Source organism: Paracoccus sp. T5, assembly GCF_048538155.2.
Taxonomy (GTDB): domain Bacteria; phylum Pseudomonadota; class Alphaproteobacteria; order Rhodobacterales; family Rhodobacteraceae; genus Paracoccus.
This window is the reverse complement of record NZ_CM135809.1, coordinates 661116-687011: the sequence shown is the minus strand read 5'-3', so window position 1 is coordinate 687011 and position 25896 is coordinate 661116. Positions and strand designations below refer to the sequence as shown.

At 69.3% G+C, this 25896-nt stretch carries 28 protein-coding genes and 1 tRNA gene; 10 read left to right on the top strand and 19 right to left on the bottom strand.

Going from position 1 to position 25896, the window contains the following annotated elements:
• Positions 1-51: 51 nt before the first annotated feature.
• Both ACNR9W_RS03470 and gltX read right to left on the bottom strand, forming a co-directional pair.
• Positions 52-128 (bottom strand) — tRNA-Met (locus tag ACNR9W_RS03470).
• A gap of 139 nt (positions 129-267) precedes the next feature.
• The gene (gene gltX / locus ACNR9W_RS03465; protein ID WP_419270352.1) at positions 268-1590 is read right to left on the bottom strand and encodes a glutamate--tRNA ligase; all 1323 of its coding nucleotides are present in this window, start codon (positions 1588-1590) and stop codon (positions 268-270) included.
• 80 nt (positions 1591-1670) lie between these two features.
• Here gltX and ACNR9W_RS03460 point away from each other — a divergent pair, with 80 nt between their 5' ends.
• Together ACNR9W_RS03460 and ACNR9W_RS03455 are read left to right on the top strand one after the other, a co-directional pair.
• Entirely contained in the window at positions 1671-2078 is a 408-nt protein-coding gene (locus ACNR9W_RS03460) for a metallopeptidase family protein (protein ID WP_419270354.1), read from the top strand.
• The gene (locus ACNR9W_RS03455; RefSeq protein ID WP_419270356.1) at positions 2075-3028 is read left to right on the top strand and encodes a 1-phosphofructokinase family hexose kinase; all 954 of its coding nucleotides are present in this window, start codon (positions 2075-2077) and stop codon (positions 3026-3028) included. Before ACNR9W_RS03460 ends, ACNR9W_RS03455 begins: the two co-directional genes overlap by 4 nt.
• 57 nt (positions 3029-3085) lie before the next feature.
• Here ACNR9W_RS03455 and ACNR9W_RS03450 read toward each other — a convergent pair whose 3' ends face one another.
• The gene (locus tag ACNR9W_RS03450) at positions 3086-3412 is read right to left on the bottom strand and encodes a DUF6280 family protein (RefSeq protein WP_042251710.1); all 327 of its coding nucleotides are present in this window, start codon (positions 3410-3412) and stop codon (positions 3086-3088) included.
• 357 nt (positions 3413-3769) lie between these two features.
• On the opposite strand from ACNR9W_RS03450, the gene efp reads away from it, so the two are divergent.
• Positions 3770-4333, top strand: coding sequence for an elongation factor P (gene efp, locus ACNR9W_RS03445; RefSeq protein ID WP_111301981.1), 564 nt, complete (start codon positions 3770-3772; stop codon positions 4331-4333).
• A 71-nt stretch (positions 4334-4404) separates the two neighbouring features.
• Here efp and dinB read toward each other — a convergent pair whose 3' ends face one another.
• From dinB to ACNR9W_RS03430, 3 genes are read right to left on the bottom strand one after another with little or no spacing between them, the layout of a single operon-like run.
• The gene (gene dinB, locus ACNR9W_RS03440) at positions 4405-5493 is read right to left on the bottom strand and encodes a DNA polymerase IV (protein ID WP_419270358.1); all 1089 of its coding nucleotides are present in this window, start codon (positions 5491-5493) and stop codon (positions 4405-4407) included.
• Positions 5490-6209 carry a CAF17-like 4Fe-4S cluster assembly/insertion protein YgfZ gene (gene ygfZ, locus ACNR9W_RS03435; protein ID WP_419270360.1) on the bottom strand — a complete coding sequence of 240 codons (720 nt, stop codon included), beginning with the start codon at positions 6207-6209 and terminating at the stop codon, positions 5490-5492. The genes dinB and ygfZ overlap by 4 nt, the downstream gene beginning before the upstream one ends.
• On the bottom strand, positions 6206-7870 hold the full coding sequence (locus ACNR9W_RS03430) for an ABC transporter ATP-binding protein (protein WP_419270500.1): 1665 nt from the start codon (positions 7868-7870) through the stop codon (positions 6206-6208). The genes ygfZ and ACNR9W_RS03430 overlap by 4 nt, the downstream gene beginning before the upstream one ends.
• A 317-nt stretch (positions 7871-8187) precedes the next feature.
• On the opposite strand from ACNR9W_RS03430, the gene ACNR9W_RS03425 reads away from it, so the two are divergent.
• Positions 8188-9360 carry a pyridoxal-phosphate-dependent aminotransferase family protein gene (locus ACNR9W_RS03425; protein ID WP_419270362.1) on the top strand — a complete coding sequence of 391 codons (1173 nt, stop codon included), beginning with the start codon at positions 8188-8190 and terminating at the stop codon, positions 9358-9360.
• Positions 9361-9434: 74 nt separating this feature from the next.
• Here ACNR9W_RS03425 and copM read toward each other — a convergent pair whose 3' ends face one another.
• The 3 genes from copM to ACNR9W_RS03410 form a co-directional block, all read right to left on the bottom strand.
• Entirely contained in the window at positions 9435-9848 is a 414-nt protein-coding gene (copM, locus tag ACNR9W_RS03420) for a CopM family metallochaperone (protein ID WP_419270364.1), read from the bottom strand.
• A 75-nt stretch (positions 9849-9923) separates the two neighbouring features.
• Positions 9924-10496, bottom strand: coding sequence for a 16S rRNA (guanine(966)-N(2))-methyltransferase RsmD (gene rsmD / locus ACNR9W_RS03415; protein WP_419270365.1), 573 nt, complete (start codon positions 10494-10496; stop codon positions 9924-9926).
• Between the two features lie 79 nt (positions 10497-10575).
• On the bottom strand, positions 10576-11775 hold the full coding sequence (locus ACNR9W_RS03410; protein ID WP_419270366.1) for an NAD(P)/FAD-dependent oxidoreductase: 1200 nt from the start codon (positions 11773-11775) through the stop codon (positions 10576-10578).
• A gap of 86 nt (positions 11776-11861) precedes the next feature.
• Here ACNR9W_RS03410 and ACNR9W_RS03405 point away from each other — a divergent pair, with 86 nt between their 5' ends.
• On the top strand, positions 11862-12347 hold the full coding sequence (locus ACNR9W_RS03405) for a peroxiredoxin (protein WP_419270367.1): 486 nt from the start codon (positions 11862-11864) through the stop codon (positions 12345-12347).
• 59 nt (positions 12348-12406) lie between these two features.
• Here ACNR9W_RS03405 and ACNR9W_RS03400 read toward each other — a convergent pair whose 3' ends face one another.
• The 4 genes from ACNR9W_RS03400 to ACNR9W_RS03385 all read right to left on the bottom strand — a co-directional run bounded on the left by ACNR9W_RS03400 (position 12407) and on the right by ACNR9W_RS03385 (position 18343).
• Positions 12407-13540, bottom strand: a complete 1134-nt coding sequence (locus tag ACNR9W_RS03400) for a GNAT family N-acetyltransferase (protein ID WP_419270369.1) — start codon at positions 13538-13540, stop codon at positions 12407-12409.
• 85 nt (positions 13541-13625) lie between these two features.
• Positions 13626-14390: a glycerophosphodiester phosphodiesterase family protein gene (locus ACNR9W_RS03395; RefSeq protein WP_419270370.1), complete on the bottom strand. Its 765-nt coding sequence runs from the start codon at positions 14388-14390 to the stop codon at positions 13626-13628.
• Positions 14390-14845, bottom strand: a complete 456-nt coding sequence (locus ACNR9W_RS03390; RefSeq protein ID WP_419270372.1) for a RidA family protein — start codon at positions 14843-14845, stop codon at positions 14390-14392. The genes ACNR9W_RS03395 and ACNR9W_RS03390 overlap by 1 nt, the downstream gene beginning before the upstream one ends.
• Positions 14846-14893: 48 nt before the next feature.
• Positions 14894-18343, bottom strand: coding sequence for a chromosome segregation SMC family protein (locus ACNR9W_RS03385; protein ID WP_419270374.1), 3450 nt, complete (start codon positions 18341-18343; stop codon positions 14894-14896).
• Positions 18344-18505: 162 nt separating this feature from the next.
• On the opposite strand from ACNR9W_RS03385, the gene ACNR9W_RS03380 reads away from it, so the two are divergent.
• Positions 18506-18886 (top strand): CidA/LrgA family protein, encoded by a 381-nt coding sequence (locus ACNR9W_RS03380; RefSeq protein ID WP_419270376.1) that lies wholly within the window; start codon positions 18506-18508, stop codon positions 18884-18886.
• Complete coding sequence (locus ACNR9W_RS03375) at positions 18879-19598, top strand: LrgB family protein (protein WP_419270378.1); 720 nt, start codon at positions 18879-18881, stop codon at positions 19596-19598. The genes ACNR9W_RS03380 and ACNR9W_RS03375 overlap by 8 nt, the downstream gene beginning before the upstream one ends.
• Positions 19599-19606: 8 nt before the next feature.
• On the opposite strand, the gene ACNR9W_RS03370 is transcribed toward ACNR9W_RS03375, so the two are convergent.
• From ACNR9W_RS03370 to ACNR9W_RS03355, 4 genes are read right to left on the bottom strand one after another with little or no spacing between them, the layout of a single operon-like run.
• Positions 19607-20083: a MarR family winged helix-turn-helix transcriptional regulator gene (locus ACNR9W_RS03370; RefSeq protein WP_419270380.1), complete on the bottom strand. Its 477-nt coding sequence runs from the start codon at positions 20081-20083 to the stop codon at positions 19607-19609.
• On the bottom strand, positions 20058-20942 hold the full coding sequence (locus tag ACNR9W_RS03365; RefSeq protein ID WP_419270382.1) for a carbon-nitrogen hydrolase family protein: 885 nt from the start codon (positions 20940-20942) through the stop codon (positions 20058-20060). Before ACNR9W_RS03365 ends, ACNR9W_RS03370 begins: the two co-directional genes overlap by 26 nt.
• Positions 20942-21205: a glutaredoxin 3 gene (gene grxC, locus ACNR9W_RS03360; RefSeq protein WP_419270384.1), complete on the bottom strand. Its 264-nt coding sequence runs from the start codon at positions 21203-21205 to the stop codon at positions 20942-20944. The genes ACNR9W_RS03365 and grxC overlap by 1 nt, the downstream gene beginning before the upstream one ends.
• A gap of 31 nt (positions 21206-21236) precedes the next feature.
• Positions 21237-21971: a ComF family protein gene (locus tag ACNR9W_RS03355; RefSeq protein ID WP_419270386.1), complete on the bottom strand. Its 735-nt coding sequence runs from the start codon at positions 21969-21971 to the stop codon at positions 21237-21239.
• Positions 21972-22002: 31 nt separating this feature from the next.
• On the opposite strand from ACNR9W_RS03355, the gene ACNR9W_RS03350 reads away from it, so the two are divergent.
• Positions 22003-22842, top strand: coding sequence for a methyltransferase domain-containing protein (locus tag ACNR9W_RS03350; protein ID WP_419270387.1), 840 nt, complete (start codon positions 22003-22005; stop codon positions 22840-22842).
• On the top strand, positions 22839-23879 hold the full coding sequence (gene hemH, locus ACNR9W_RS03345; RefSeq protein ID WP_419270389.1) for a ferrochelatase: 1041 nt from the start codon (positions 22839-22841) through the stop codon (positions 23877-23879). Before ACNR9W_RS03350 ends, hemH begins: the two co-directional genes overlap by 4 nt.
• Positions 23880-23912: 33 nt before the next feature.
• Here the strand turns inward: hemH and ACNR9W_RS03340 are convergent, their stop codons facing one another.
• Positions 23913-24530: a L,D-transpeptidase gene (locus tag ACNR9W_RS03340; RefSeq protein WP_419270391.1), complete on the bottom strand. Its 618-nt coding sequence runs from the start codon at positions 24528-24530 to the stop codon at positions 23913-23915.
• A gap of 220 nt (positions 24531-24750) precedes the next feature.
• Here ACNR9W_RS03340 and dalA point away from each other — a divergent pair, with 220 nt between their 5' ends.
• On the top strand, positions 24751-25266 hold the full coding sequence (gene dalA, locus ACNR9W_RS03335) for a divisome-associated lipoprotein DalA (RefSeq protein ID WP_419270393.1): 516 nt from the start codon (positions 24751-24753) through the stop codon (positions 25264-25266).
• A 58-nt stretch (positions 25267-25324) separates the two neighbouring features.
• On the opposite strand, the gene ACNR9W_RS03330 is transcribed toward dalA, so the two are convergent.
• Positions 25325-25846 (bottom strand): L,D-transpeptidase family protein, encoded by a 522-nt coding sequence (locus ACNR9W_RS03330; protein WP_419270395.1) that lies wholly within the window; start codon positions 25844-25846, stop codon positions 25325-25327.
• Between the last annotated feature and the right edge of the window lie 50 nt (positions 25847-25896).

Genomic DNA, 25896 nt, shown 5'->3' with positions numbered 1-25896 from the left:
AACTTGCCGCGACGGGCAACCGCATCGAACAGGCTGTAACTGTGGGGGAAATGGTAGCGGAGGAGGGACTTGAACCCCCGACACGCGGATTATGATTCCGCTGCTCTAACCAACTGAGCTACTCCGCCACGGAGTAGCGGCGATCTAGAATACTGCCGCGGGGTCGTCAAGCGGTTTTGACGGGTTTTCTGCGGGGGAGACGATTGCGATCCGCGTGGGCGGGGGAGTGCGGGGGGCAGCAGGCCCCCCGCAATCGCAGGACGCAGATCAGCCGCGCGCCTTCACGACCTGCAGCAGCGGCATCACGTCCGACATCTCGGGGCCGTGGGCCTGGCCGGTGACGGCCTTGCGCAGCGGCATGAACAGGCCCTTGCCCTTGCGGCCCGTGGCCTCCTTGACGGCCGCCGTCCATTCGCCCCAGGTCGCGTCGGTGAAGGGACCCTCGGGCAGCAGGGTCATGGCCTCGGCCACGAACTCGGCATCCTCGGGGTCGATCTGCGGCTCGGCGCCCTCACTGAAGATCTGCCACCAGCCCGCCAGATCCTCCAGCCGGGTGATGTTCTGCGAGGCGACCCTCCAGAAGCGCTCGGCCTGGTCCGCCGGCACGCCAAGCCCCGCGATCCGGTCGGCGACCTGGTCGAAGGGCAGGCGCTGGTTGCGCTCCCGCGTCAGGGGCCACAGATCGTCGGCATCGAACTTGGTGGGCGATGCGCCGAACTGCGACAGATCGAAGGCCTCGGCCAGCTCGTCCAGCGAGGCCAGTTCCACCGGCACGCCCGATCCAAGCCGCGCCATCAGGCTGATCAGCGCCTCGGGCGCCACGCCCGCCTCGCGCAGGTCCTTCAGCGACAGCGCGCCGATGCGCTTGGACAGTTCCTCGCCCTTGGCGCCGGTCAGCAGCGAATGATGCGCAAAGGCCGGCGGCGTGCCGCCGATGGCCCGGATGATCTGGATCTGGGTCGCGGTGTTCGTCACATGGTCCGACCCCCGCACGATATTCGTGACGCCCATGTCGGTGTCGTCCACGCTGCTGGCGAAGGTGTACAGCACCTGCCCGTCGGCACGGATCAGCACCGGATCGCTGACCGAGGCCGCGTCGATCGAGATGTCGCCCAGGATGCCGTCGGTCCATTCGATCCGCTCCTGCTCCAGCAGAAAGCGCCAGTAACCCTCGCGGCCCTCGGCCCGCATGCGGTCCTTGTCAGCGTCCGACAGGTGCAGGCCGGTGCGGTCATAGACCGGCGGCTTGCCCATGTTCAGCTGCTTCTTGCGCTTCAGGTCCAGTTCGGTCGGGGTCTCGAAGACCTCGTACAGCCGGCCCGACGCCTTCAGCGCCTCGGCCTCGGCGCGATAGCGGTCCAGGCGCAGCGACTGACGCTCCACCCGGTCCCAGTGCAGGCCCAGCCAGTCCAGGTCGCGCTTGATCCCCTCGACATATTCCTCCTTGCTGCGTTCTTGGTCGGTGTCGTCCAGGCGCAGGATGAAGGTGCCGCCGGTCTTGCGGGCGATCAGATAGTTGAACAGCGCGGTGCGCAGGTTGCCGACATGGATATGGCCGGTGGGCGAGGGCGCGAAACGAGTGATGGTCATGGGGCGTCTCCTGTTGGGGTTGCTCTTTCACAGACCGGCATTTTTGTCCATATCGGGGGTTGGACGCAGGAGGCGCTGGAATGAGTGACTGGGATGGGCGGACCGCCCCCGACGCAGCCGAGATCGAGGCGATGGCCCGCACGGCCCTTGACGGATTGCCGGCGGAATTCGCGGCCGCCGCTGCCGCGGTGGCGATCCGCGTGGCCGAATTCGCGCCAGAGGACGTGCTGGACGAATTGCAGATCGACGACCCGTTCGAACTGACCGGCATCTATGACGGCGTGCCCCTGACCGAAAAGTCGGTCGCCGACCAGCCGGGCCAGCCCGACATCATCTGGCTTTATCGTCGCCCAATCATGGACGAATGGGCCTCGCGCGGGGATGTCACCTTGGGCGATCTTGTCGTCCATATCGTCACGCACGAGATGGCGCATCACTTCGGCTGGTCCGACGACGACATCGCCACCATCGATCGTTGGTGGGAATGAGCGGCCAGGCCCCCATCCTGACCGTCACCCTGAACCCGGCGCTGGACCTGTCCACCGCCGCCGACCAGGTCGTGCCCGACCTGAAGCTGCGCTGCGACAAGCCGGTGGTCGATCCGGGCGGCGGCGGCATCAATGTCAGCCGCGCCATCAAGATCATCGGCGGGCAGTCGACGGCCATGGTGGCGCTTGGCGGGGCGACAGGGACGCGGCTGGCCGAGATGCTGAAATCGGCGGGCCTCTCGGTCCTGCGCCTGACTGCGCCGGGGGAAACCCGCCAGTCGCTGGCCGTCACCGACCGCACGACGGGCGGGCAGTACCGCTTTGTCATGCCCGGTCCGGAATGGCACATGGCGCAGGTGGCCAGCACCATCGCCGCCATCGGCGAGGCCGCCCTGGCCGGGGGCTGGGTCGTCGTCTCGGGGTCGAACCCGCCGGGGGTGGCCGCAGGGTTCGAACAGATGCTGACCGTGCGCCTGAAGGACGGGCGCGCCAAGCTGCTGGTGGATACCTCGGGCGACGCGCTGCGGGCCCTGGCGGGATCGTCGATCCCGGTGGACGTGCTGCGCATGGACAGCCACGAGGCCGAGGGACTGGCCGGGCGCCCCCTGCCCCTGCGCAGCGACAGCGCCGAGTTTGCCGCGGGCCTGGTCCAGAACGGCGCGGCGCGATCGGTGATCGTGGCGCGCGGCGCGGATGGTTCGGTGGTTGCCGGGCCCGACGGTGCCTGGCACGCGACGGCGGCGCCCGTGGCGGTGGTCAGCGCGGTCGGCGCGGGCGACAGCTTTGTGGCGGGCTTTGTCCTGGCCATGGCGCGGGGCTGGCCTGTGCAGGAGGCGCTGGCCCTGGGCACGGCGGCCGCATCGGCGGCGGTCAAGACCCCGGCGACCGAGCTTTGCCATGCCGACGACGTCCGGCATTTCTATTCGCAGCGCATCATCACCCGGCTTTGAGCAACAAAAGAGGCCGTCCCGAAGGACGGCCTTGAGCATTCGGCGATGCGCGCCGGATCAGGCGGCTTCGGCTTCCTCGGCCTCGGCGGCCATGCGGCGTTCGCTTTCCTCGCGCGACAGCGCGACCGAGGTGCGCACACCCTTCGACACAAATTCCATCAGGCCCTTCACCACGCGCTCGTTGGGGTCGATCCCCGCGCAGGACAGCACCTCGCGGCCATCGCGCGACCGCGCCCAGCGGGCGATCTGCTCGGGGCCGTTGCCATATTTCTTGTCATCCGCAATGGCATCATCCAAAGCAGCCAGCACCACGGCCGCAAACAGCTTGCGGGCCCGCTGGCCCTGTTCGAAATTGAAAGCCGAGCCGTCAACAAAATCGCGCATCGTGTTCGTCCATCTCTTGCGGTCCGATCAGCACGACAGGACCTGTGGGGAAACTTGACGCTTCCCCTGTTTCTTGAATCCGTTTCTCCGACGGTGCTGCAGCCTTAGCCTTTCGCAACTCCGATTCGGTATCCCCTGCGCCGCATGTCTGCCATGTCTCTACTGCATGTCGCGCAAAAACGGGAAAAAACTGCCCTGGTTCCCGTATGACGGCAGCCGCTTGCCCATGTTGCCGACTTGACAACGCCGCAGAAGCGATCTGGTTGCCTGAGAAGGCAGGCCCCGATATAGGGGGTCCAATTCGCCGTTCAACGCCCGACCGGCGCAAAACCTCCGCAATCGCACGAGAAGCATCCCATGCCCAAGATCAACGGCAACGAAATCCGCCCCGGCAACGTGCTGGAACATGACGGGGGCCTGTGGGCCGCCGTAAAGGTCAGCCATGTCAAGCCCGGCAAGGGCGGCGCCTTCGCCCAGGTCGAGATGAAGAACCTGCGCGACGGCCGCAAGCTGAACGAACGCTTCCGTTCGGAAGACAAGGTCGAACGCGTCCGCCTGGACCAGAAGGACCAGCAATTCCTGTATGAAACCGACGGCAAGCTGGTCTTCATGGACAGCGAGACCTTTGAGCAGACCGAACTGGACGCCGAGCTGCTGGGCGACCGCCGCCCCTTCCTGCAGGACGGCATGACCGCGACCATCGAATATTATGGCGAGGAGGCCCTGTCGGTCTCGATCCCGCAGAAGGTCACCTGCACCGTGGCCGAGACCGAGCCGGTCGTGAAGGGCCAGACGGCCGCCAACAGCTACAAGCCGGCGATCCTGGACAACGGCGTGCGCATCATGATCCCGCCCTTCGTCGGCGAAGGCGAGGCGATCATCGTCAACACCGAGGTCTTCGAATACAGCGAGCGCGCCTGATCGTTGCAGGCCCCGCACCGCAGCCGCCAGAACGCCCCGTGCATCTTGCGCGGGGCGTTTTTGCTGCGTGCTCAGTCGAACAGGCTCAGCTGCGCCGGGTCGGGGTCGTCCTGGTCAAAGCCTGACAGGGTGATCCCCAGCAGCCGCGCCCCGCGCGGGTCCGGCAGCACCATGCCCGCAAGGTCGCGCGCGATGTCCAGCATCTCAGCCTCGGACGCGACAACATGCCCCAGGCTGCGCGCCCGGGTCACCTGCTGGAAATCGGCGAACTTGACCTTGACCGTCACCGTCCGGCCGCGCAGCTCGTGGCGTGCCACCGTGGCCCAGACCTTGGCGGCCAAGGGCGCCAGCGCCTCGACCGCCTCCTCCAGCGTCAGCAGATCGGCGGAATAGGTGTTCTCGGCCCCCACCGACTTGCGGATGCGGTCGGGGCTGACCCGGCGGTGGTCGATTCCGCGCGAGATGTTCCAGTAATAGCGCCCGGCCTTGCCGAACCGCCGCAACAGGAAATCCAGGTCCTGCGCGCGCAGGTCGGCACCGGTCTGGATGCCCATCGCCTGCATCTTGCCGGCCGTCGCCGGGCCGATCCCGTGGAACTTGGCCACCGGCAGCGACAGCACGAAATCGGGGCCGCGGTCCGGGGTGATCACGCAAAGCCCGTCGGGCTTGTTCTGGTCGGAGGCCAGTTTCGCCAGGAACTTGTTGTAGCTGACCCCCGCGCTGGCGGTCAGCTGCGTCGCCGCCCGGATGCGGGCGCGGATGTCGGAGGCGATGCGCGTCGCGGTGCGGCCCTGCAGGTGGTCGGTGACGTCCAGATAGGCCTCGTCCAGCGACAGCGGCTCGACCAGGGGCGTGTAGTCGTGAAAGATCGCGCGGATCTGCTGGCTGACGGCGCGATAGACGTCAAAGCGGTGGCGCACGAAGATCAGGTCGGGGCAAAGCCGCGACGCCGTGACCGAGGGCATGGCCGAGCGCACGCCAAAGACCCGCGCCTCGTAGCTGGCGGCCGCCACCACGCCGCGCGCCGCCGACCCGCCGACCGCCACCGGCTTGCCGCGCAGTTCGGGAAAGTCGCGCTGTTCGACCGAGGCGAAGAAGGCGTCCATGTCGATATGGATGATCTTGCGCAGCCCCGGTTCGGGCTGCGCCTCCGGGATCATGCGGGAAACAGCCGCGCCTCGCCCGCCTGCATGTCGGGGCCGACGCGGTCGTGACGGACATGGGCGATGGCCTGTCCGCCCGACTGGGTGAACAGGGTGCCCACCTCGCGTCCTTGGGCGGTGATGGGGGTGCCGACGGCGGCCGCGCCTTCGATGCGCAGCACCTGCAGGCCCTTGCGCAACTCGGTCTTGTGCTTCATCCGCGCGGTGACCTCCTGGCCCACGTAACAGCCCTTGCGGAAATCGACGCCGTGCAGACGCTCGAACCCGGCCTCCAGGATATAGGTGTCGTTCGGGACCAGCTCGATCCCGGTTTCGGGGATGCAATGGGCGACCCTGATGGCATTCCAATCGCTGCCGTCATCGCCCGCCTGCCCATAGAGCCGCCAGCCGAGCGCGGGGTGGCGCGGGTCGGCAATGGCGCCTTCGGGGGCGGGGCCGGTGCCGCGCGCCACGGGCATGTCCACCGCCTCCAGCACCACCTTGCTGCGCAGCTTGTACATCGACAGGCGCCGCAGCAGGTCGGGGGCCAGTTGCGCCTCGACATCGATCAGCAGCGCGTCGCCGTCGGGGATCACCAGGAAATCGACCAGGTACTTGCCCTGCGGCGTCAGCAGCGCCGCCCAGCAGGGCGCGCGACGGATGTCGTTGGTGACAAGCCCCTGCAGAAAGGCTTCGCGGTCCTCTCCGGTCAGACGGATGATCTGGCGGGTCATTCATTCTCTCCGAATTGCAGCGCGACAAGCCGGGCATAGGCGCCGCGCCTGGCCATCAACTGGTCATGGCTGCCCTGTTCGACAACCCTGCCCGATTCCAGGACCACGATCTTGTCGGCATTGCGGATCGTGGACAGGCGGTGGGCGATCACCAGCGTGGTGCGGCCCTCGGACAGCTTGTCCAGCGCATCCTGGACCAGCCGTTCGCTGGCGGTGTCCAGCGCGCTGGTGGCCTCGTCCAGCAGCAGGATCGGCGCGTCGCGCAGCAGCGCGCGGGCAATCGCCACGCGCTGGCGCTGCCCGCCCGACAGGGACGATCCGCGCGGGCCGACCGGACTGTCCAGGCTGCGCTGTTCGTCCAGGAAGTTGGTCACATGGGCCGCCTCCAGCGCGCGGCCCAAGTCGGCATCCGAGGCCTCGGGCCGGCCCATCAGGACGTTGTCGCGCAGGCTTTCGTCAAACAGCGCCGATTCCTGCGCCACGGTCGAAAACTGGTCCCGCAGGACGCCCAGGTCATAGTCCGACACCGGCACGCCCCCCAGCAGGACCTGCCCCCGGTCGGGGTCCACCATCCGGGTCAGCAGATTGAAGACCGTGGACTTGCCCGCCCCGGAGGGCCCGACCAGCGCCGTGGTCTGCCCCGCCGCGGCCGTGAAGGACAGCCCGTGCAGCACGACCTGCCCGTCATAGGACAGCCAGACATCCTCCAGCCGGACATCCATATTGTCCGGCGGGGCCAGGCGCGGGCCCGACACGACCATCGGCTGCGTGTCAAAGACCTGGTAGATCCGCTCCAGGCTGGCGGCGGCGATCTGCCAGGTGCCGGCCAACCCGCCAAGTCGCCGCATCGGCTGGAAGGCCAAGGCCAGCGCCGTGAAGAAGGCCATGAAATCGCCGACGCTGCGCTGGCCCTCCATCACCTCGCTGCCGCCCAGGGCCAGCACCGCGACAAAGCCGATGCCGGTCACGATGTCGGTCAGCGCCGGGATCACGCTGGAGGTCGCGGCGACCTTGGTCTCGGCCTGCCGGATGCGGCCGACGATCCGGGCAAAGCGCTCGGTCTGGGCGGCCTCGGCCCGGTTCAGCCGGATCGAGGCGATGCCGTGCAGCACCTCGTCCAGCCGCGTCGCGCGCAGGCTGGCATTGGCGCGGTTCTGGCGCACCTTGCGGCGGATATAGCGCTGGACCAGCGCCGCCGGCATGATCAGGATCGGGGCGCCGATCAGCGCACCCAGGGTCCAGACCGGGTCGATGGTCAGCGCCACCCCGAACAGCATCACCAGGCTGATCGCGTCACGCGTGGCTCCGGTGATCAGCGTGGCCCAGACCCCCTGCACCGCGATGGTGTCGCCCTGGATGCGCTCGATCATCGCGCCGGGCGGATTGTCGCGGAAGAACCGCTGGTCCAGCGTCAGGATATGCGCCAGCAGCCGCGTCTGCATCACTGTGGAAACCGACAGCGAGATCCGCGTCAGCAGCGCCCGGCTGGAGATCAGGGTCACGGCGCGCAGCAGGAAGATGCCAAAGATCGCCCCGCCGACCCACCAGATCGCGCCCTGCTGCTGGCCGATGAAGACCACGTCGAACAGCGGCTTCAGCATCCAGCTGATCAGCGCCAGGGTTGATCCCTCCAGCGTCATCAGCAGAAAGGCCAGCAGCATGCCGCCGCGATGGGGGCGAAGATAGTCGTCCCACAGCCTGCGCAGCAGCCCCGGCACCTTGGCGCGATCGGGGGCGGCGGGGGCCCCGGCGCGGGTGGCGGTGGCGATCAGGCGGGCGGGGCTGTCTTTGCGCGGATCCACGGGTCTGGCGGGCCTTTCGGTCACGGGCGGGCGGCATCACGGCGCGGCCGGCCATCTCTGGTTCTCAGCCATACCCCGTTCCAGCCCGCCGCCACAAGGCCGGCCCCCGCGCGGCAGCGGTTGACGTGACCCCGGGGGAAGCCTACCGATCTTGCACGATGTGAAGGATATCCCGCATGAGCCCTGCCACCGGCCACGAACTGATTGCCATTCCCGGCCCCTCGCCGGTCCCTGCCCGCGTGCTGAACGCCGCGCACCGGGCTTCTCCCGACATCTATGCGGAACCGCTGGCCCAGCTGAACCTGCAGGTCATGGCCCAGCTGAAGCGGCTGGCGGGCACGGCGCAGAACCTGGCGCCCTATATCGGCAACGGCCATGCCGGTTGGGAGGCCGCGGCCGCCAACATGTTTGACCGGGGCGACCTGGCGCTGGTGGTGACCTGCGGCCATTTCGGGCGCAGCTGGGCCGATACGCTGGAAGCCATGGGCGTCTATGTCGAGCGGCTGGATTTCGGCAACCTGCCCCCCGACGCGGCCCGCCTCGCCGAACGACTGGAGCGCGACCCGCAGCACCGGATCCGGGCGGTCCTGCTGTGCCAGACCGACACGGCCAGCACCACGACGGCCGACATTCCCGCCCTGCGGGCGGCGATGGGCGATCACCCGGCGCTGCTGGTGGTGGATGCGATCGCCTCCCTGGGCTGCGCGCCGATGCGGATGGATGAATGGGGCGTGGACGTGCTGATCTCGGCCAGCCAGAAGGGGATGATGTGCCTGCCGGGAACGGCCTTCGTCTGGTTCTCGGATCGCGCGGCGGCGCGCGGCCGGACGGGGCTGACGACGCCCTACTGGGACTGGCACCAGAGGGCGGGGGCCGAGGCGCTGTGGCGCTTCTGGGGCGGCACGCCGCCGGTGCAGCAGATCTATGCCCTTTCCGAGGCGCTGACGATGATCCTGGACGAGGAGGGGCTGGAGGCTGCCTGGCGCCGGCACGCGCGCCTGGCGCAGGCGGTCTGGGCGGCGGTCGATGCCTGGGGCGCGGGACATCCCGACATCCGCCTCTCGGTGGATCAGCCCGAGGCGCGGGCCGCCTCGGTGACCGCGGTGACCCTGCCCCGGGCCGATGCCCTGCGGGCTTGGGTCACGCGCGAATGCGGCGTGACCCTGGGCATCGGCCTGGGTGCCGCCGATCCGCAGGCGGCGCTGCGGATCGCGCATATGGGGCATTGCAACGCGGCGATGGTCCTTGGGGCCCTTGGCGCGCTCGAGGCCGGCCTGACCGCGCTTGCCATGCCGCACGGTGCCGGCGCGCTGGAGGCGGCCGCGGCGCGCATCGCCCGGGCCGACTGAGCCAAGCGCCGGGCAGGTGCAGCCGCGCCGGGCCGCCAAAGGCAGGCCCGGCGCCTGCGGACGCCGGTCGCGCGTTATTCCGCCGGGGCGTTGGCGGCCAGCCAGGCCTCCATCTGGGCGATCTCGGCCTCCTGCGCGATGATGATGGCTTCGGCCAGGGCGCGGATCTCGGGGTCCGTTCCATGCTCCAACACGATGCGGGCCATGTCGATGGCGCCCTGATGGTGCGGGATCATGCCGCGCATGAAGTCCACGTCGGCATCGCCCGAGGGTACAATCATCATCGTCTCGTGCATCCGCGTCATGGCCTCGGCATAGGCCGCGCCCGCCGGATCGGCCGGGGCCGCGGTCCCTGCCTGGCTGACCGCCGCAGGCTCGGCACCATGTCCGTCATGGGTCGCGTGGTCCTGGGTCTGCGCCAGGCCCGGCAGGGCCAGCGCCAGCGCGACGGGGGCCACAAGCAGCGCCGAGATGCGGAAAAGTTTCATGTCATCCTCCTTGTCTGAAGCCTGGAAATTGCCACGGTCCGCGACAGGTACAAGAGGATGCCGTACACTTCCCCGTCAGCTTGCGGTTCCCGGCGCCCGGGCCAGCGTCACGACCGTGTCGCCATAGCTGCGCTGGTCCAGCAGCATGAAACCCGGCGGCAGCAGCGGCGGACGCGATTCCTCCCAGACGACCACCGCACCGGGCGCCAGCCAGCCGCCTTGCAGGGCCGACGCCATCGCCGCCTCTCCCTTGGCCTGCCCATAGGGAGGATCAAGGAAGACGAGGTCATGGGGCGCCCCGCGATGCGGACCAAGCCGCGTGGCGTCGCGGCGCAGGTGCCGTGCCATGTCCTCGGCGCGGGCACGCTGGAGGTTCTGGCGGATCAGCGCCGCGGCCCGGGCGCCGTCATCGACCAGGACAGCCTCCGCCGCCCCCCGCGACAGCGCCTCCAGTGCCAAGGCCCCTGTTCCCGCGAACAGGTCCAGCACCCGTGCACCGGGCAGCGGGTTGCCGTGGCTGCCGTTGATCAGCAGGTTGAAGATCGCCTCGCGCACCCGGTCGGTGGTCGGGCGCAGATGGGCGGCGGCGTCGCCCTCCCCCAGTTCCGCCAGCTTCAGCCCGCGCATCCGGCCGCCCACGATCCTCATGATTGCGTCCCGCGACGGCGGCGGGCATCCCGCCCCTCGCACCCCCCGGGGGGTATTTGCACAACAAAGAATGACCCAGTCACAGCAGCGCCTTGAGGTCGGGCGCGGTCGACAATTCCTCGGGGGACGGGCTGCGGCCGGCCTCGATCAGGCGCTTGCCGATCATGTAGGCGCGCGGATTGTTGAGCGCATCCACCGCGATCAGCCTGCCCTGCCGGAAATACCAGACCGAACCCCCGTGATCGCCGGCACCGGGGCGGGCCACGATCCGGTCTTGGCCGGTGTTCAGCCCCGCCATCTGCAGCTTGGCGTCGAACTGGTCGGACCAGAACCAGGGCTTCGGCACATAGGTTCGTCCCTGGCCCAGCATGTTGTCAGCCACACATTCCGCCATGTCGATCGCGCCGCCCACGCTTTCCAGGCGCAACTGCGTGCCCTGGTGCGGAAAGCTGGCGCAGTCGCCCGCGGCCCAGATGGCAGGATCCGAGGTCCGGCCCTGGGCATCCGTGGCGATGCCGTTGTCCAGCGCCAGCCCCGCCTCAGCGGCAAGGTCCGTGCGGGGCAGGACCCCGATGCCCTGGATGACCAGGTCGGCCTCGATCTGCCGCCCGTCCGTCAGGGCCACGCCGGTTGCCTGATCATCGCCCGTGATCCGGCTGATGCCCGTCCCCTCCAGGATGGTGACGCCATGCGCGACATGCAGCGCCCGCACCATGTCGGCGGTCTGGGATGCCGCCACGCGGCCCAGGATGCGCGGGGCGGCCTCGACCACGGTCACCGAAAGGCCCAGCTTGCAGGCGACGGCCGCAGCCTCCAGCCCGATATAGCCGCCGCCGATCACCACCAGCCGGCGGCCGGGCTGCATCTGCGGCGCAAGGGCATCCACATCGGCCAGGTCGCGGATGACATAGGTGCCGGGGAGATCGCCCCCCATCGCGGCGGGCAGGCGACGGGGCGCGGCCCCGAGGGTCAGCGCCAGCGCGTCATAGGCGTGCGTGCCCTTGTCGGTCGTCACGGTGCGGGCATCCCGGTCGATCCGCAGCGCCGCTTCCGACAGGCGCAGGTCGATCTGCTGCCCCGTCCACCAGTCGGGCGCGCGCAGGATCAGCCGGTCAAGGCCCATCTGCCCCAGAAGGTAGGCCTTGGACAGGGGCGGCCGCTGATAGGGTGCCGCCGGTTCCGCACCGATGACGGTCAGCGGGCCGGAATGCCCCTGCGCCCGCAACCTTGCCGCCATCGAGGCGGCTGCCTGCCCCGCCCCCAGGATCACGATGCGCATGCCCTGCCCCCCTTCGCGGTTCTCTGGCCTGTTGTTCGGGCGCACCCTATAGTCGCCGCGAATCCGTTGCAATTCAGGAGAGTCGAATGACCATCACCGCCGGAACCAAGCTGCCCGAAGGCCAGTTGCTGCGCGTGGGCGAAGGCGGCCCGGAGAGCGTGCCGACCAGCGAACTGATGCAGGGCCGCGTCGTCCTGTTCGGGCTGCCCGGCGCCTTCACAGGCACCTGCACCAATGCCCATATGCCCAGCTTCGTGCGCAGCGCGGACGCGTTCCGCGAGAAGGGCGTCGACCGGATCGTCTGCGTCACCGTGAACGATCCCTTCGTCACCAAGGCCTGGGCCGAGCAGACCGGCGCCATCGATGCCGGGATCGAGGTCCTGGCCGATGCCGACGGCAAGGTGACGGCCGCGCTGGGGCTGGACTTCGACGCGCCGCCGGTGGGTTTCTTCGGGCGCTGCAAGCGTTTTGCCGCGCTGGTCGAGGACGGCGTCTTCAAGACCATCGATGTCGAGGATTCGCCCGGCGCCTGCACCGTCAGCGCGGGCGAGGCGCTGCTGGAAAAGGTCTAACCTGACCCGCACCGGGAACCGCTGGTGTCCCGGTGCGGACCGGACCGTGGGGCGGCTGTTCAGTCGCCCTTGCGGAACGGGGTCCAGTCGGCCAGCGCCTCGATCTCTTGCCCCATCGCGTCGCGCTCCTGCTCCAGATACTGTTCCAGCGCCCGCAGGAAGCCCGCATCCCGCACCCAGTGCAGCGAATGGATCGGGACCGGTTCATACCCGCGGGCCAGCTTGTGTTCGCCCTGCGCGCCCGCCTCGACGCGGGACAGGCCGTGGGTGATCGCGTGGTCGATCGCCTGGTGATAGCACAGTTCGAAATGCAGAAAGGCGTGGTCGGCCACGCAGCCCCAGTAGCGGCCATAGATCGCGTCCGGCCCCAGGAAATTCAGCGCCCCGGCGATGGGCTCGCCCTCGGTCTCGGCCAGGACCAGCAGGATGTCGTCCTTCATCGTGTCATGGATGCGGTCGAAAAAGTCGCGCGTCAGGTAGGGCTGGCCCCATTTGCGCGCACCGGTGTCCTGGTAGAACTCCCAGAAGGCATCCCAGTGATGCGGCTTCAGGTCGTCGCCGGTCAGGTGGCGGATGGTCCCGCCAAAGCCTTGGGCCCGGGCGCGTTCCTTGCGCAGGTCCTTGCGCTTGCGCGAGGACAGGGCGCCCAGGAAATCGTCATAGCTGCCATAGCCGCGGTTCAGCCAGTGGAACTGCTGGGTCACGCGCGGCAGGAAACCCGCCGCCTCGCCCAGGCTGCTTTCCTCGGCCGTGCAGAAGGTCACATGCGCCCCCGACAGGTCCAGCCGTTCCGTCACCTGCATCAGCCCGGCCAGCAGGGCGCTGCGGGCCTGGTCGTCGCGGGCCAGCAGGCGGTTCCCGGTTGCGGGGGTGAAGGGGACCGAGCATTGCAGCTTGGGGTAATAGCGGCCGCCGGCGCGGGTATAGGCCTGCGCCCAGGCATGGTCGAAGATGTATTCGCCCTGGCTGTGCGACTTGGCATAAAGCGGCGCGGCCCCTACGATCCCCCCCTCCCGTTCCACGGTCAGGTGCAGCGGCTGCCAGCCGGTACCGGTCCCGACCGAACGCGACTGCTCCAGCGCCAGCAGGAAGCGGTGAGAGGTGAAGGGATTGCCGTCGCCCAACCCGTCCCAGATCCGGGGGTCGATGGCGGCGATCGAGGGATGGGTCGTCAGGGTCAGCATGTCGCTCATGCCCGCAACATAGGGGCGAAAGGGCCGCTTGTCAGGGGCCGCAAGGTCGCGGGGCGCCGGGGCCGGCGTCCCGCCTTTCTTCGGCTTACCGCTGGGGCATCCATGCGCGATAGCCTTCGAACGTGACATTGTCCGCGATCCGACGGGCGGCCTGTTCCTCGGCCTCGCTGCGGATGGTCCAGGACAGGATCGACACCCCCTGGGCGCGCAGGGCATCGACCCGCGGATTGTCCAGATCCGCTTTGTCATGCGAGATGAAGCTGGCCCCCGACGGGTCGAAATCGTCGATGATGGCCAACCCTTCGCGGCGGCCGGGCGGGACATGCGCCCAGTCATCGGCGCCAAAGGCGCAGGTGGTCAGGCCCACCGGGATATGCGGCGCAACCTGATGAAAGGCCGTGACCACATGCGGGTTGAAGGACATGACCGCGACCGGCCCGCCATAGTCCCGCAGCGCCTCGGCCACGCGGCCGTGCAGGTTGCCGATGGCGGGGCCGCAGGAGCCGTCCTGGTCCTTGATCTCGATCAGCAGCGGCACCCGGCCCGCCACCAGCTCCAGGAAATGGGCCAGGGTGGGGATGGATTCGTCGCTGCCCACCAGACGCAGATGCGCCAGGTCATCGGGCGCGGTCTCCGCGATCAGCCCTTCCTGCGCGGTCAACCGCGACAGCTGATAGTCGTGAAAGACCATCGGCGTCCCGTCGCCCGCGGGCTGGATGTCGCATTCGATGCCATAGCCCGCCTCAATCGCGGCGCGGGCCGCGGCCAGGCTGTTCTCGGGCGCGCCCGGGCCGTGCAGGCCGCGATGCGCGATCGGCGTCGTCAGGAACCTGTCGGGCAGCGAGGGCATCAGCGGACCTCGAAGACGGCTTCGATCTCGACCGCGACACCAAAGGGCAGCGACGGGGCCGAGACGGCGGCGCGGGAATGGCGCCCGGCTTCGCCGAATACCTCGACCATCAGGTCCGAACAGCCGTTGATGACCTTGGGCTGGTCGGTGAAGTCGGAAGTCGAATTGACGAAGCCGGTCAGCTTGACCACCCGTGCCACGCGGTCCAGGTCGCCGACGGCCGATTTCAGCTGGGCAATCAGCGCCAGGCCGCAGCGGCGGGCCGCCGCCGCGCCCTCCTCGACGCTGGTGCCGTCGCCCAGCTTGCCGGTGATGAAGCCATTCTCGTCCGCGCTGATCTGGCCCGAGATGAACACCAGGTTGCCGGTCTGGACAAAGGGGACATAGTTGGCGGCCGGCGCAGGGGCTGCCGGAAGCGTGATGCCCTTGTCGGCCAGGGTCTGTTCGATGCTCATGATGTCCTCGCTTGGGTTGGGTTTGGCGGGACCCTAGCGCGGGCCGTGTCAGGCGACCAGAGCCTCGGCGCGTTTCAGGTCCACGCTGACCAGCTGGCTGACGCCCTGCTCCACCATTGTCACGCCGAACAGGCGGTCCATGCGCGCCATCGTCACGGCATGGTGGGTGATGATCAGGAACCGCGTGTCGGTGCGCCGCGTCATCTCGTCCAGCAGGTCGCAAAAGCGGCTGACATTGGCATCGTCCAAGGGCGCGTCGACCTCGTCCAGCACGCAGATGGGCGCGGGATTGGCCAGGAAGACCGCAAAGATCAGCGCCATCGCGGTCAGGGTCTGTTCGCCCCCCGACAGCAGCGACAGGGTCGACAGCCGCTTGCCCGGCGGCTGGCACATGATCTCCAGGCCCGCCTCCAGCGGATCGTCGGATTCAACCAGCACCAGCCGCGCCTCGCCCCCCCCGAAGAGCGTCGTGAACAGCGTGGCAAAGTTGCCGTTCACCGTCTCGAAGGCCGCCAGCAGGCGCTCGCGCCCCTCGCGGTTCAGGCTGCCGATGCCGGCGCGCAGCTTGCGGATCGCCTCCTGCAGGTCGGTCTTTTCCGCGGCCAGCGTGTCGCGCTCGGTCTCCAGCGCGCGCTTGTCCTCCTCGGCGCGCAGGTTCACGGCGCCCAAGGCCTCGCGCGCGGCGCGCAGGCGGGCGACCTGATCCTCCAGCGCGTCGGCCGGGGCGGCCTGGTCGAATTCGCCCAGGGCCGCGTGCAACTGGTCGGGCGTCTGCTCGGTCTCCTCCAGGATCCGGGCGCGGGACGCATCTTCGGCGGCCTCGGCAGCCTCGGCGCGGGCCTCGCGGGCGGCGCGCAACTCTCGCGCCTCGGAGGCGGCACGCTCGGCCTCGCGCTCGGCCAGGGCGGCGGCGCGGGCCGCCTCGTCCGCCGCGCCCAAGGCGTCACGGGCGCGGTCCAGACGGGTGCGGGACTGCGCCTCGCGCTCGACCAAGGCGGCGCGCCGGTCGGCCAGAAGGGCGGGCTGGGCCTGCGCCTCGGCCAGCTCCTCGCGCGCGGCATCGCGCCGGGCCGCCAGTTCCGAGGCGCGCGTGCCCGCCTGCTGCAGCCGCAGCCGCCAGCCCGATTCTTCCTTGGCGATCTCCTGCAGGCGCTTGACCCGGGCTGTCGCATCGCGGCGCAGCTCGTCCAGCGCCGCGCGCCGGGTCATCGTGGCGATGCGCGCGGCCTCCACCCCTGTGCGGGCATGATCGACCGCCGCGGCCGCATCGGCGCGGTCGGGCAGCGCGGCCAGTTGCGCCTCGGCCTCGGCCAATCGGGTGCGCGCATCGGCGGCGTCGGCCTGATGGCGCGCCAGTTCGCCCCGGGCGGATTCGGCCCGGCTGGCGGCCAGGGCCAGGTCCGATTCGGCGCGGGTGGCGGCCCGCGCAGCGTCCGACAGCAGGCGCTCGGCCTCACGCCGCGCATCGCGGGCAGATTTCTCGACCTGCGCGGCCTCGGCCAAGGCGGCGCGGGCATCCTCATGCGCCTCGACCGCCATGCTGGCGCGGGCCTGGGCCTCGTCGGACTGGCCGGTGATCCGGGCCAGTTCGTTCACCTTCTGCAGGTGCAGCGCGGCTGCGGACGAGGCCTCGCCTGCCATGACCCGCAGCCCGTCCCACCGGAACAGGTCGCCCTCGGGCGTCACCAGCCGCTGCCCGGGCCGCAGCCGGGGCTGCAGGACGGCCCCCTGCGCGGCATCCAGGACAAGCCCGGTCTGCGACAGCCGCCGCGCCAGCGCATCGGGGCCTGCCACATGCGGCGCCAGCGCGCGCGCGCCCTCCGGCAGGGGCTGAGGCAGGTCCAGCGCCGGCAGACTGTGCCAGCCCGATCCGGCCTCGGTCACACCGGCACGCAGATCGTCCCCAAGTGCCGCGCCAAAGGCCACCTCGTAGCCCTGTGCCACCTGCACCTGATCCAGTAGTGTGCTGCCGCCCAACCGGCCGCGTTCGACCAGCCGGCGCAGGGCCGCCATCTCGGCGCCCAAGGCCGCGGCCTCACCCTCGGCTTCCGAGCGAGCGGCCCTGGCGGCGCCCTCGCGGGTCTCTGCCTCGGCACGCGCAACCTCCGACCCGGCCAGCGCATCCTCGGCCCCCTCGACCCTCTCGCGGGCCTGGTCCTGGGCGGCATCAGCCTGATCCAGCGCGGCGGCGGCGGTCTCTCCGGCCTCGTTGGCGCGGGTGACCGCCTCGGCGGCTTCGGCGGCCGAGCGCTCGGCCCGGTCGAACATCGCGCGCAGGTCGGTGGCAAGCCGCTCGGCCGACTGGTGGCGGGCGGCCAGCCGCGCCGATTCGTCCGTCAGCTCGGCCAGCCGCGCCTCGACCTCGCGCAGCGCCTCGGCGGCCTCCTCGGCCCGGGCGGCGGCGGCGTCCAGGCGATCCTCGTGGCCCTCGCCTGCCTTGTCCAGCTCGGCCTTTTCCCAAGCCAGCCGCGCGACCACTTCGCCGGCATCGTGGTTCAGCGCCTCTTCCCGGTCAATGTCGCGGTCCAGCTGGGCGATCCGGGCCGACAGGCCCCCAATGGCCTCGGCGGCGCGCATTTCGGCCGCGTCCATCGCCTCGCGCTCGACCGTCACGCGCGACAGAATGGCGGCTGCGACCTGCTCCTCTTCGCGCAGGTCCGGCAGGGCAGCCTCGGCCGCCTCGCGCCGGGCCCGCGCCTGCTCGGAGGCCGACCCGGCCTCGGCGGCCGCCCGGACAGCCATGTTCAGCGCCGCACCCGCCGCCAGTCGGGCCGCCTCGGCCTCGGCCCAGCGGCGATACAGCAGCACCCCCTCGGCCAGCCGAAGCGCCGCGCCGATCTCGCGGTATTTCGCGGCGGCACGGGCCTGCCGGGCCAGCGCTGCCGCCTGCGCCGACAGCTGGTCCAGCGTGTCGTCCACCCGCGTCAGGTTCGTCTCGGCGCCGTTCAGCTTCAGTTCCGCCTCGTGGCGGCGCGCGTAAAGGCCCGAGATCCCGGCCGCCTCCTCCAAGATCCGGCGGCGGTTCTTGGGCTTGGCGTTGATCAGCTCGCTGATCTGCCCCTGTCGCACCAGCGCAGGCGAATGCGCCCCGGTCGAGGCATCGGCGAACAACATCTGCACGTCGCGGGCCCGCACATCCTTGCCCGCGATCTTGTAGGCGCTGCCCGCATCGCGGGTGATGCGGCGGGTGATGTCGAACTGGTCGTCGTCGTTGAAGCCCGCCGGCGCCAGACGGGCGCGGTTGTCGATGGTCAACGAGACCTCGGCATGGGCACGGGCATTGCGGCGCGTCGTGCCGGCAAAGATCACGTCCTCCATCCCCTCGCCGCGCATGGCGGTCGGGCGGTTCTCGCCCATGACCCAGCGCAGCGCCTCCAGCAGGTTTGACTTGCCGCAGCCGTTGGGACCGACCACGCCCGTCAACCCCTCGCGGATGACCAGGTCGGTCGGGTCCACGAAGCTTTTGAAGCCGTTGAGGCGCAGGCGGTCAAAGCGCAAAAGGCAGGTCCGTCAGATTCGGGTCTATGGTCGATTGTCCCTGCCCTGCCTGCCCAAGTCAACCTTACCGCAAGATGTCGCGGAGCCGGCGCCATTGTCCACAAGATGCGGCGGCACGCACGGGATCTGGCGCGACATCCTGTCCCGCGCTAGCGTGGCGGGATGATCCAGACGCTTGCCATCATCCTGGGCTTTCAGCTGGCGGGGGAAATCACCTCCCGCGCCCTGTCGCTGCCCCTGCCCGGCCCGGTGGTCGGGCTGATCGCGTTGGTCCTGGCCTGCATCCTGCGGCCGGCGCTGGCCGCGCGCATCCGGCCGACCGCAACTGGGCTGCTGTCACACCTGTCGCTGTTCTTCGTGCCGGCGGGGGTGGGCATCGTGGCGCATTGGGACCTGCTGCGCCTGCACGGGATCGGTCTTGCGGTTGCACTGACGGGATCCACGCTGCTGGCCATCGCGGCGGGGGCCTGGGCCTTCACGCTGGTCGCCCGGCTGACCGGGTCCGAGGAAACCGCCGCGCTGAGGGACCAGGGACGTGAGTGACCCGGCCCTGATCTGGTCCTATCTGGCGCAGGGGCCGCTGTTGTGGCTGACCGCCACGCTGGTCGCCTATCTGGCGGGCGATGCCGCCTTTCGCGCCGCGAACCGCCAAAGCTGGGCCAACCCGGTCCTGGTCGCGGTGATCCTGCTGGCGGTGCTTCTGTGGGTCACCGAGACCGACTATGCCACCTATTTCGAAGGCGCGCAGTTCGTGCATTTCATGCTGGGACCGGCTACGGTCGCCCTGGCCCTGCCGCTCTATGACAACCTGCCCCGGGTGCGAAAGGCGGCGCTGCCGATGCTGGCGGGGCTGCTGGCGGGATCGGGGGTGGCGGTGCTGTCGGCGCTGGCGATCGCCCGTGCCTTCGGCATCGGTGGGCCGGTCCTGGCCTCGCTGGCGCCCAAGTCCACGACCGCGCCCGTGGCCATCGGCATCGCGGAATCGCTGGGCGGCCAGCCGACGCTGACGGCGGCGCTGGTGCTGCTGACCGGCATCTTCGGCGCCATCGTCGTGACGCCCCTGCTGAACATGCTGAAGATCCGCGACTGGCGCGCGCGTGGCTTTGCGGTGGGCGTCGCGGCGCATGGAATCGGCACGGCGCGGGCGTTTCAGGTCAATGCCACGGCGGGCGCATTCTCGGGGATCGGCATGGGGCTGAACGCGGTGCTGACGGCGATCATCGCGCCGCTGGCGCTGCGCCTCTTCGGGGGCTAGGCGCCGCATCAGCCTTGGGCGCCGCCCTCCAGCCGGTTGCGCAACTCGCGCAGGACCGGCAGCGCGCCGCGCACGCGGTCGGCGCCGATGTCGCGCACCACCCCCGCGATCAGCGGCATGAAGGCGGCCAGCGCCGTGTCGCGCGCCGCACGGCCCGCCGGGCTGATCGACACGAACTTGCGCCGCGCATCGTCCCAGTCGGGCCGGATATGCACATGCCCCGCCCATTCCAGGCGCGACAGAGTGTTGGTCATCGCGCCGCGGGTGACGTGGAACGCCTCGGCCAGCTGGGCGGGGGTCCGCTCCTCGTTGACATGCGCCAGAAGGTTCAGGACCGAGAAATGCGAGATCTGCATGCCGCGGGGCAGCGCCTTGCTGATCAGGTTGCGGGACAGCTGCTCGGCGATCAGCACCTCGGCAAACAGGCTGGCCGCCAGCCTGTCGGTCGCCTTGGAGGGATCAATGTCGGTCGCGCGCGTGGTCATGGTCTTCCGGGGCCGCATAGGGCCGGTCATGTGTCAAAGACGGAATGCGGGACCGTGCCCTGTCAACTGCCTGAAGGTCAAGCGAAACGATCGTGCATCCCCGTGTCGCACCCCCGTCTGCAAGAACCGTGCCCCAAGGGTCCACCACCAAGCTGTGGCCGTGGCTGCGGCGTGGCGGCCGACCGGGACTGTGCGGGCTGGGGTGGATGCCGCATTGCGCAGGGGCCAGAACGAAGCAGCCGGTTTCGATGGCGCGGGCACGCAGCAGCACCTGCCAATGCGCATCCCCCGTCACCGGATTGAAGGCCGAGGGCACCGTCAGGATGCGCGCGCCGGCCTGGGCCAACTGCCGATAAAGCTGGGGAAACCGCAGGTCATAGCAGATCGTCATGCCCACAGGCACATCGTCGACCCGGGACAGCACGGCGCGATCACCGGGCCGATAGGCCGCGCTTTCGCGATAGGATTCGGTGTCGCTGATCATCACGTCGAACATGTGCAGCTTGTCATAGCGCGCGCGGATGTTCCCCTGAGGGTCGACCAGCAGGCTACGATTGGCAAAGCGCCCGTCAGGATCCCCCGTCGCCAGCGCGAGAGAGCCGATCATCAGCCAGATCCCCAGGTCGCGCGCCTCGGCCCGCAGGGCGGCCAGGGTCGGGTCCTCGGCCTCGGGGTGCAGTAGGCGGCGCTGCCGGTCGCGGTCGGGCGACAGCAGGTTCGTGGCCTCGGGCGTCAGGACCAGCCGGGCGCCGCGGCCCGCTGCCTCACGGATCAGCGGGACGGTCTGGGCCAGGTTGGCCTGCGGGTCATCGCCGACCGTCAGCTGGATCAGCCCGACGGTCAGCGAAGCGGGTGCCATCAGGCGGCGCCCTTCAGCAGCGGGTCCAGCTTGCCCACGCGGTCCAGAGCGTAAAGGTCGTCGCAGCCACCGACATGCGTGCTGCCGACGAAGATCTGGGGCACGCTGCGCTTGCCGTTGGCGCGCTGCGTCATGGCCGAGCGCTTGGCCGGATCGGCGCCGACATCGATTTCAGAATAGGACACGCCCTTCTGGTCCAGCAGCGACTTGGCGCGAATGCAGAACGGGCAGGTGCGGGTGGTATAGATCTCGATCGAGGGCATGGTCGTCCTTTCTGACGGGTGGTCACCCTATCTAGTGATCCTTGACCGCCCTTGCCAGAAGCGCGACCGAAACCGGTCCCGAACCCGCCGCCAGCAGCGCCGTCGCCGCCGCCGTGATCGTGGCCCCCGATGCCATCACATCATCCACCAGCAGCACCGGCCGGCCCTGCACGCCCTCCCTCCGCCGCCGGCTGACCGCCAGCGCGCCCGCCTGGTTGGCAAAGCGGTCCTCCGCGCCCCGATGTTCCTGCGAAGGGGTGTGGCGCAGGCGCGTCAGCAGGTCGGCCTGGTGCGGCAGGTCCAGAAGCCGCGCGAGCCGGCCCGACACCTGCGCCGCCTGGTTGTATTTCCGCCGCATCAGCCGCCGCAGATGCAGCGGCACCGGCGCCACGATCATGTCGGGCTGCACCAGCGGGGCCGCGGCACGCGCCAGCCAGGCGGCCATCGGCGGCGCCAGGTCCAGCCGGTCGCCGTGCTTCAGCGCCAGGATCAGCTTGCGCCCGGTGCCGCCATAAACCATCGCCGCGCGGCCCCGCGACCAGGGCCGGACCGCCACCAGGCAGTCGTCGCAGACCAGCACCTCGGCCCGGCCCGTGCCGTCGTCCGGCAGGGGCGCACCGCAGCAGTCGCAGCAGGCCCCGGTGACAAAGGCGGCCTCTTTCCAGCAATCGGGACACAGGTGGATCGCGCCGGGGCCGCTGTCGGCCACCCCCGCCCCGCAGGACAGGCATTGCGGCGGATAGAGCAGCAGAAGCGCCGCTTTCATCGCCCCGGAAAGCATCCTATGTTCCAGCCCCATGACCCATCCCGCATCCGACCGCCCCGCCCTGACCGACCGCGACGCCCTGCTGCGCCAGCGCGACCGCGCGCGACGCGGGGGGCTGGTGGACCTGTTCCACCAGATCGCCGCCGACGAGATCGAGGATAGGCTGGCAGAGGTTAACAGGAGCTTTACGGCCCCCGCCCTGGTGACGGGTTTCCCCGAAATCTGGGGCCCGCGCTTTCCGCAGGCGCGGGTCGTGGCGGACGCGCCGATGCTGGATTTGCAGCCAGAGGCGCATGACCTGGTGATCCACGCCATGTCGCTGCACTGGTCCGACGACCCGGTGGGGCAGATCGTGCAATGCCGCCGCGCCCTGCGCGAGGACGGGCTGTTCCTCGGCGTCTGCTTTGGCAACCAGACCCTGGCCGAACTGCGCGCCGCCCTGGGCCAGGCCGAGGCCGAGATCCGGGGCGGGCTGTCGCCGCGCATCCTGCCCATGGGCGAGATACGCGACCTGGGCGGGCTGCTGCATCGCGCGGGGCTGGCCCTGCCGGTCGCGGACCTGCTGCACCAGCGCGCCAGCTATCGCGACCTGCTTCACTTGGGCCGCGACCTGCGCGGCATGGGCGAAGGCAATGCCATGGCCGCCCGGCTGCGCCGTCCCACCGCGCGTGGGGTCATGGCCCGCGCGGCGCAGATCCTGGCCCTCCACCATCCCGACCGCGACGATCCGTCCCGTGTCGCCGTCACCTTCGATCTGGTCTTTCTGACGGGATGGGCCCCTTCGGACAGCCAGCCCAAACCGCTGCGGCCCGGCTCGGCGCGAACGCCGCTGGCCGACGCCTTGAACGACATCAGGAAAAAGCAACAATGAGACCGACCCAAGCGCCCGCCGACCATCCCCGGATCCCCCCGGCCAAGACCGGCATCCTGATCGCCAACCTGGGCACGCCGGACGGCTATGACTACTGGTCGATGCGCCGCTATCTGAACGAATTCCTGTCCGACCGCCGCGTCGTCGACGTGAACCGCCTGATCTGGCAGCCCCTGCTGCAGGGTGTGATCCTGACCAAGCGGCCCTTCAGTTCCGGCAAGAACTACAAGCTGATCTGGAACCACGAGGCGAACGAAAGCCCGCTGCTGACCATCACCAAGGCCCAGACCAAGGCGCTGGCGCAATTGGCACATGACGAATGGGGCGACCAGGTGATGGTCGATTTCTGCATGCGCTATGGCAACCCGTCGACCGGGGACGTGGTGCGGCGGATGGTCGATGCGGGCTGCCGGCGGATCGTGTTCCTGCCGCTTTATCCGCAATATGCGGGGCCGACCTCGGCCACGGCCAATGACCAGCTGTTCCGCGTCCTGATGAAGGAGACCTGGCAGCCGGCCGTGCGCACCTGCGAGCCCTATGTCAGCCGCCCCGATTACATTAAGGCGCTGGCCGACAGCGTGCGGCGCGCGCTGGACGGCAAGGTTCCGAAAAAGCTGGTCGCCAGCTATCACGGGATGCCCAAGCGTTACCTGATGCAGGGCGACCCCTATCACTGCCAGTGCCAGAAGACCTCGCGCCTGCTGCGCGAGGAACTGGGCTGGCCGGACGGCATCATCGACACGACCTTCCAGTCGGTCTTTGGCCGCGAGGAGTGGCTGAAGCCCTATACCGTGGACCACGTGGCCGAGCTGGCCCGGCAGGGGCATACCGACATCGCGGTGATCTCTCCGGCCTTCTCGTCGGATTGCATCGAGACGCTGGAGGAGATCAACGGCGAGATCCGCGAAAGCTTCGAGGAGGCCGGGGGGCACGAGTTCCAGTACATCCCCTGTCTGAACGACGATCCGGCCCATATCCAGGTGATGCTGAACGTGATCCGCGAGAATATCGGCGGTTGGGTCGAACCGCGCGGCTGACATGAAAAGGGGGCCGGAAGGCCCCCTTTTTCGTCACATCACCAGGACCTGCGTGCCGACCTTGGCCAGGCCGAACAGCTCGGCGATATGCTCGTTGTAAAGGCCGATGCAGCCGTTCGATGACTTGCGCCCGATCTTGCGCGTGTCATGCGTGCCGTGGATGCGGTAATACTGCCAGCTGAGCCACAGGGCATGGGTGCCAAGGGGGTTGTCCGGCCCCGGCGGCACGAAATCCGGCCATTCGGGATTGCGCTTCTTCATCTCGGGCGTAGGCGCCCAGGACGGGCCTTCGACTTTCTTGATGATCTCGGTCCGGCCGGTGCGGATCAGATCCTCGCTGACCGGGATGGACGAGGGATAGACGCGATAGGTGTTGCCATCCTCGGACCAGTAATGGACCGCACGCGAGGTCAGGTCGCACAGGATCGCGCCATTGGTCAGGTTCTGGAAATGCGGACGCCAGTCCTGCATCCGGAAGCTGGAGATGTTGTGCTGGGGCCCGGTGTTGGCCGGGGCTGCGGGGGCGGCCATCGGCAGGCCCGTCGCGGGATCGATACCCTGGCCCAGCACCGGCAGGGCGGCGCCCGCAGCCCCAAGCGCCGCGGCCGCAGCCAGAAAGGTCCGGCGGTTGAAAGAAGGCGATCTGCTCATCGACACATGTCCTCGGTTCTCCGCTCTTGAGAGGCGGGGTTGATGCCCGTCAGGTCCGGGGGTGGCCGGAATATAGCGCCCCGCCAGATTCGCGGCAATTCATAGCACCCTGCGGATGCTGCGGTTGAACCACGCGCGCAACTCACGCAGAGTTGCGTTTGAAGCCTGGGCGCCCGTTCGATACACCTGCGCCAAACGGCCGATGAGGGGCACCGGAAACATGAGACTGTTCAAGATCTTGCCGATGATCGCCATGATCTCGCTCGGCGCCTGCGCGCCGCGCTATCTGCAGAACCAGCCCCCGGTCACGCCGGTCGAACAGCAGGCCCCGGCCCAGCCCGCCGTGCCCGACAACGCCGCGATCAGCGGGCGGGTGTTGCAGCAGATCAACACCCTGCGCGGCAATATCGGCCAGTCGGCCCTGGTCCCCAATCCGCAGCTGGATGCCGCAGCCTTGGCGCATTCGCGCGACATGTCCGCCCAGAACCGGGCCTGGCACTGGGGATCGGACGGATCCTCGCCCTTGGACCGGGCGCGGCGGCAGGGGTTCACCGGGACCCTGGTGGGCGAGAACATCTCGGAAAGCTACGAGAACGAGATGCAGACCCTGGCCGCCTGGATGAGCACCCGCGACACCCGCGACGTCATCATGGACCCCACGGCCACGCAGCTGGGCTTTGCCTGGTTCACCGAACCCTCGGGCAAGATCTGGTGGACGCTGCTGACCGCGCGCTGAGTGGACAGGAAAAAGCCCCGGTCGCGGCCGGGGCTTCGACACCACGCGGCAGCGCCCGTCAGGGATAGATCACGATCGGCGTGCCGGGGCTGAGCATCGCATAGATTTCCTCGATCTCCTCATCGGCCACGGCGATGCAGCCGGCCGTCCAGTCGCGCTGGCGCGGGAACAAGTTGTTGCCGTCGGGCCCGCGGCCATGGATGAAGATGTCGCCCCCCGGATGCCGACCGTGGGATTCCGCAAAGGCGCGGTCGGCGGGGTTCGGATAGGAGACGCCGACCGACAGGTGATAGCGGCTGCGCGGGTTGAAACGGTCCACGTAGTAGATGCCTTCGGGTGTCTTGCCGTCACCCTCGAACTGCTTGTGGCCGACGGGCTGGTTGCCCAGGCTGATGTCATAGGAGCGCACCACGGTCGAACCGCTCAGCAGGTGCATGCGCCGCTCGCCCTTGTTGATCGACACCTGGGTGACCGGAGGGCCGGCATAGCGCGGGAACTTGGTGGCCTGTTGCGGCTTGCCACAGGCCGCCAGCAAGGCCAGCATCGAAATCGTGAAGGTCCGACGGGTCGTTCTGCTCATCACTGCCTCTGAAGCGTTCTTGATTTTTATGATCCCGGGATACCACAAGT

What these genes read in the sequence shown, in the direction of transcription:
- ACNR9W_RS03460 (WP_419270354.1), top strand. Translation starts at nt 1,671, where the DNA reads ATGAGTGACTGGGATGGGCGGACCGCCCCCGACGCAGCCGAGATCGAG.
- ACNR9W_RS03390 (WP_419270372.1), bottom strand. Translation starts at nt 14,845, where the DNA reads ATGAGCATCGAACAGACCCTGGCCGACAAGGGCATCACGCTTCCGGCA.
- ACNR9W_RS03430 (WP_419270500.1), bottom strand. Translation starts at nt 7,870, where the DNA reads ATGCTGCTGGCCTTTCTGCTGATGACGCTGGAGGGATCAACCCTGGCG.
- copM (WP_419270364.1), bottom strand. Translation starts at nt 9,848, where the DNA reads ATGAAACTTTTCCGCATCTCGGCGCTGCTTGTGGCCCCCGTCGCGCTG.
- ACNR9W_RS03340 (WP_419270391.1), bottom strand. Translation starts at nt 24,530, where the DNA reads ATGAGCAGATCGCCTTCTTTCAACCGCCGGACCTTTCTGGCTGCGGCC.
- ACNR9W_RS03395 (WP_419270370.1), bottom strand. Translation starts at nt 14,390, where the DNA reads ATGCCCTCGCTGCCCGACAGGTTCCTGACGACGCCGATCGCGCATCGC.
- dalA (WP_419270393.1), top strand. Translation starts at nt 24,751, where the DNA reads ATGAGACTGTTCAAGATCTTGCCGATGATCGCCATGATCTCGCTCGGC.
- ACNR9W_RS03450 (WP_042251710.1), bottom strand. Translation starts at nt 3,412, where the DNA reads ATGCGCGATTTTGTTGACGGCTCGGCTTTCAATTTCGAACAGGGCCAG.
- ACNR9W_RS03400 (WP_419270369.1), bottom strand. Translation starts at nt 13,540, where the DNA reads ATGAGCGACATGCTGACCCTGACGACCCATCCCTCGATCGCCGCCATC.
- dinB (WP_419270358.1), bottom strand. Translation starts at nt 5,493, where the DNA reads ATGATCCCGGAGGCGCAGCCCGAACCGGGGCTGCGCAAGATCATCCAT.
- rsmD (WP_419270365.1), bottom strand. Translation starts at nt 10,496, where the DNA reads ATGAGGATCGTGGGCGGCCGGATGCGCGGGCTGAAGCTGGCGGAACTG.
- efp (WP_111301981.1), top strand. Translation starts at nt 3,770, where the DNA reads ATGCCCAAGATCAACGGCAACGAAATCCGCCCCGGCAACGTGCTGGAA.
- hemH (WP_419270389.1), top strand. Translation starts at nt 22,839, where the DNA reads ATGAGACCGACCCAAGCGCCCGCCGACCATCCCCGGATCCCCCCGGCC.
- ACNR9W_RS03370 (WP_419270380.1), bottom strand. Translation starts at nt 20,083, where the DNA reads ATGACCACGCGCGCGACCGACATTGATCCCTCCAAGGCGACCGACAGG.
- ACNR9W_RS03405 (WP_419270367.1), top strand. Translation starts at nt 11,862, where the DNA reads ATGACCATCACCGCCGGAACCAAGCTGCCCGAAGGCCAGTTGCTGCGC.
- ACNR9W_RS03365 (WP_419270382.1), bottom strand. Translation starts at nt 20,942, where the DNA reads ATGGCACCCGCTTCGCTGACCGTCGGGCTGATCCAGCTGACGGTCGGC.
- ACNR9W_RS03350 (WP_419270387.1), top strand. Translation starts at nt 22,003, where the DNA reads ATGACCCATCCCGCATCCGACCGCCCCGCCCTGACCGACCGCGACGCC.
- ygfZ (WP_419270360.1), bottom strand. Translation starts at nt 6,209, where the DNA reads ATGACCCGCCAGATCATCCGTCTGACCGGAGAGGACCGCGAAGCCTTT.
- ACNR9W_RS03380 (WP_419270376.1), top strand. Translation starts at nt 18,506, where the DNA reads ATGATCCAGACGCTTGCCATCATCCTGGGCTTTCAGCTGGCGGGGGAA.
- gltX (WP_419270352.1), bottom strand. Translation starts at nt 1,590, where the DNA reads ATGACCATCACTCGTTTCGCGCCCTCGCCCACCGGCCATATCCATGTC.
- ACNR9W_RS03355 (WP_419270386.1), bottom strand. Translation starts at nt 21,971, where the DNA reads ATGAAAGCGGCGCTTCTGCTGCTCTATCCGCCGCAATGCCTGTCCTGC.
- ACNR9W_RS03410 (WP_419270366.1), bottom strand. Translation starts at nt 11,775, where the DNA reads ATGCGCATCGTGATCCTGGGGGCGGGGCAGGCAGCCGCCTCGATGGCG.
- ACNR9W_RS03455 (WP_419270356.1), top strand. Translation starts at nt 2,075, where the DNA reads ATGAGCGGCCAGGCCCCCATCCTGACCGTCACCCTGAACCCGGCGCTG.
- ACNR9W_RS03425 (WP_419270362.1), top strand. Translation starts at nt 8,188, where the DNA reads ATGAGCCCTGCCACCGGCCACGAACTGATTGCCATTCCCGGCCCCTCG.
- ACNR9W_RS03330 (WP_419270395.1), bottom strand. Translation starts at nt 25,846, where the DNA reads ATGAGCAGAACGACCCGTCGGACCTTCACGATTTCGATGCTGGCCTTG.
- grxC (WP_419270384.1), bottom strand. Translation starts at nt 21,205, where the DNA reads ATGCCCTCGATCGAGATCTATACCACCCGCACCTGCCCGTTCTGCATT.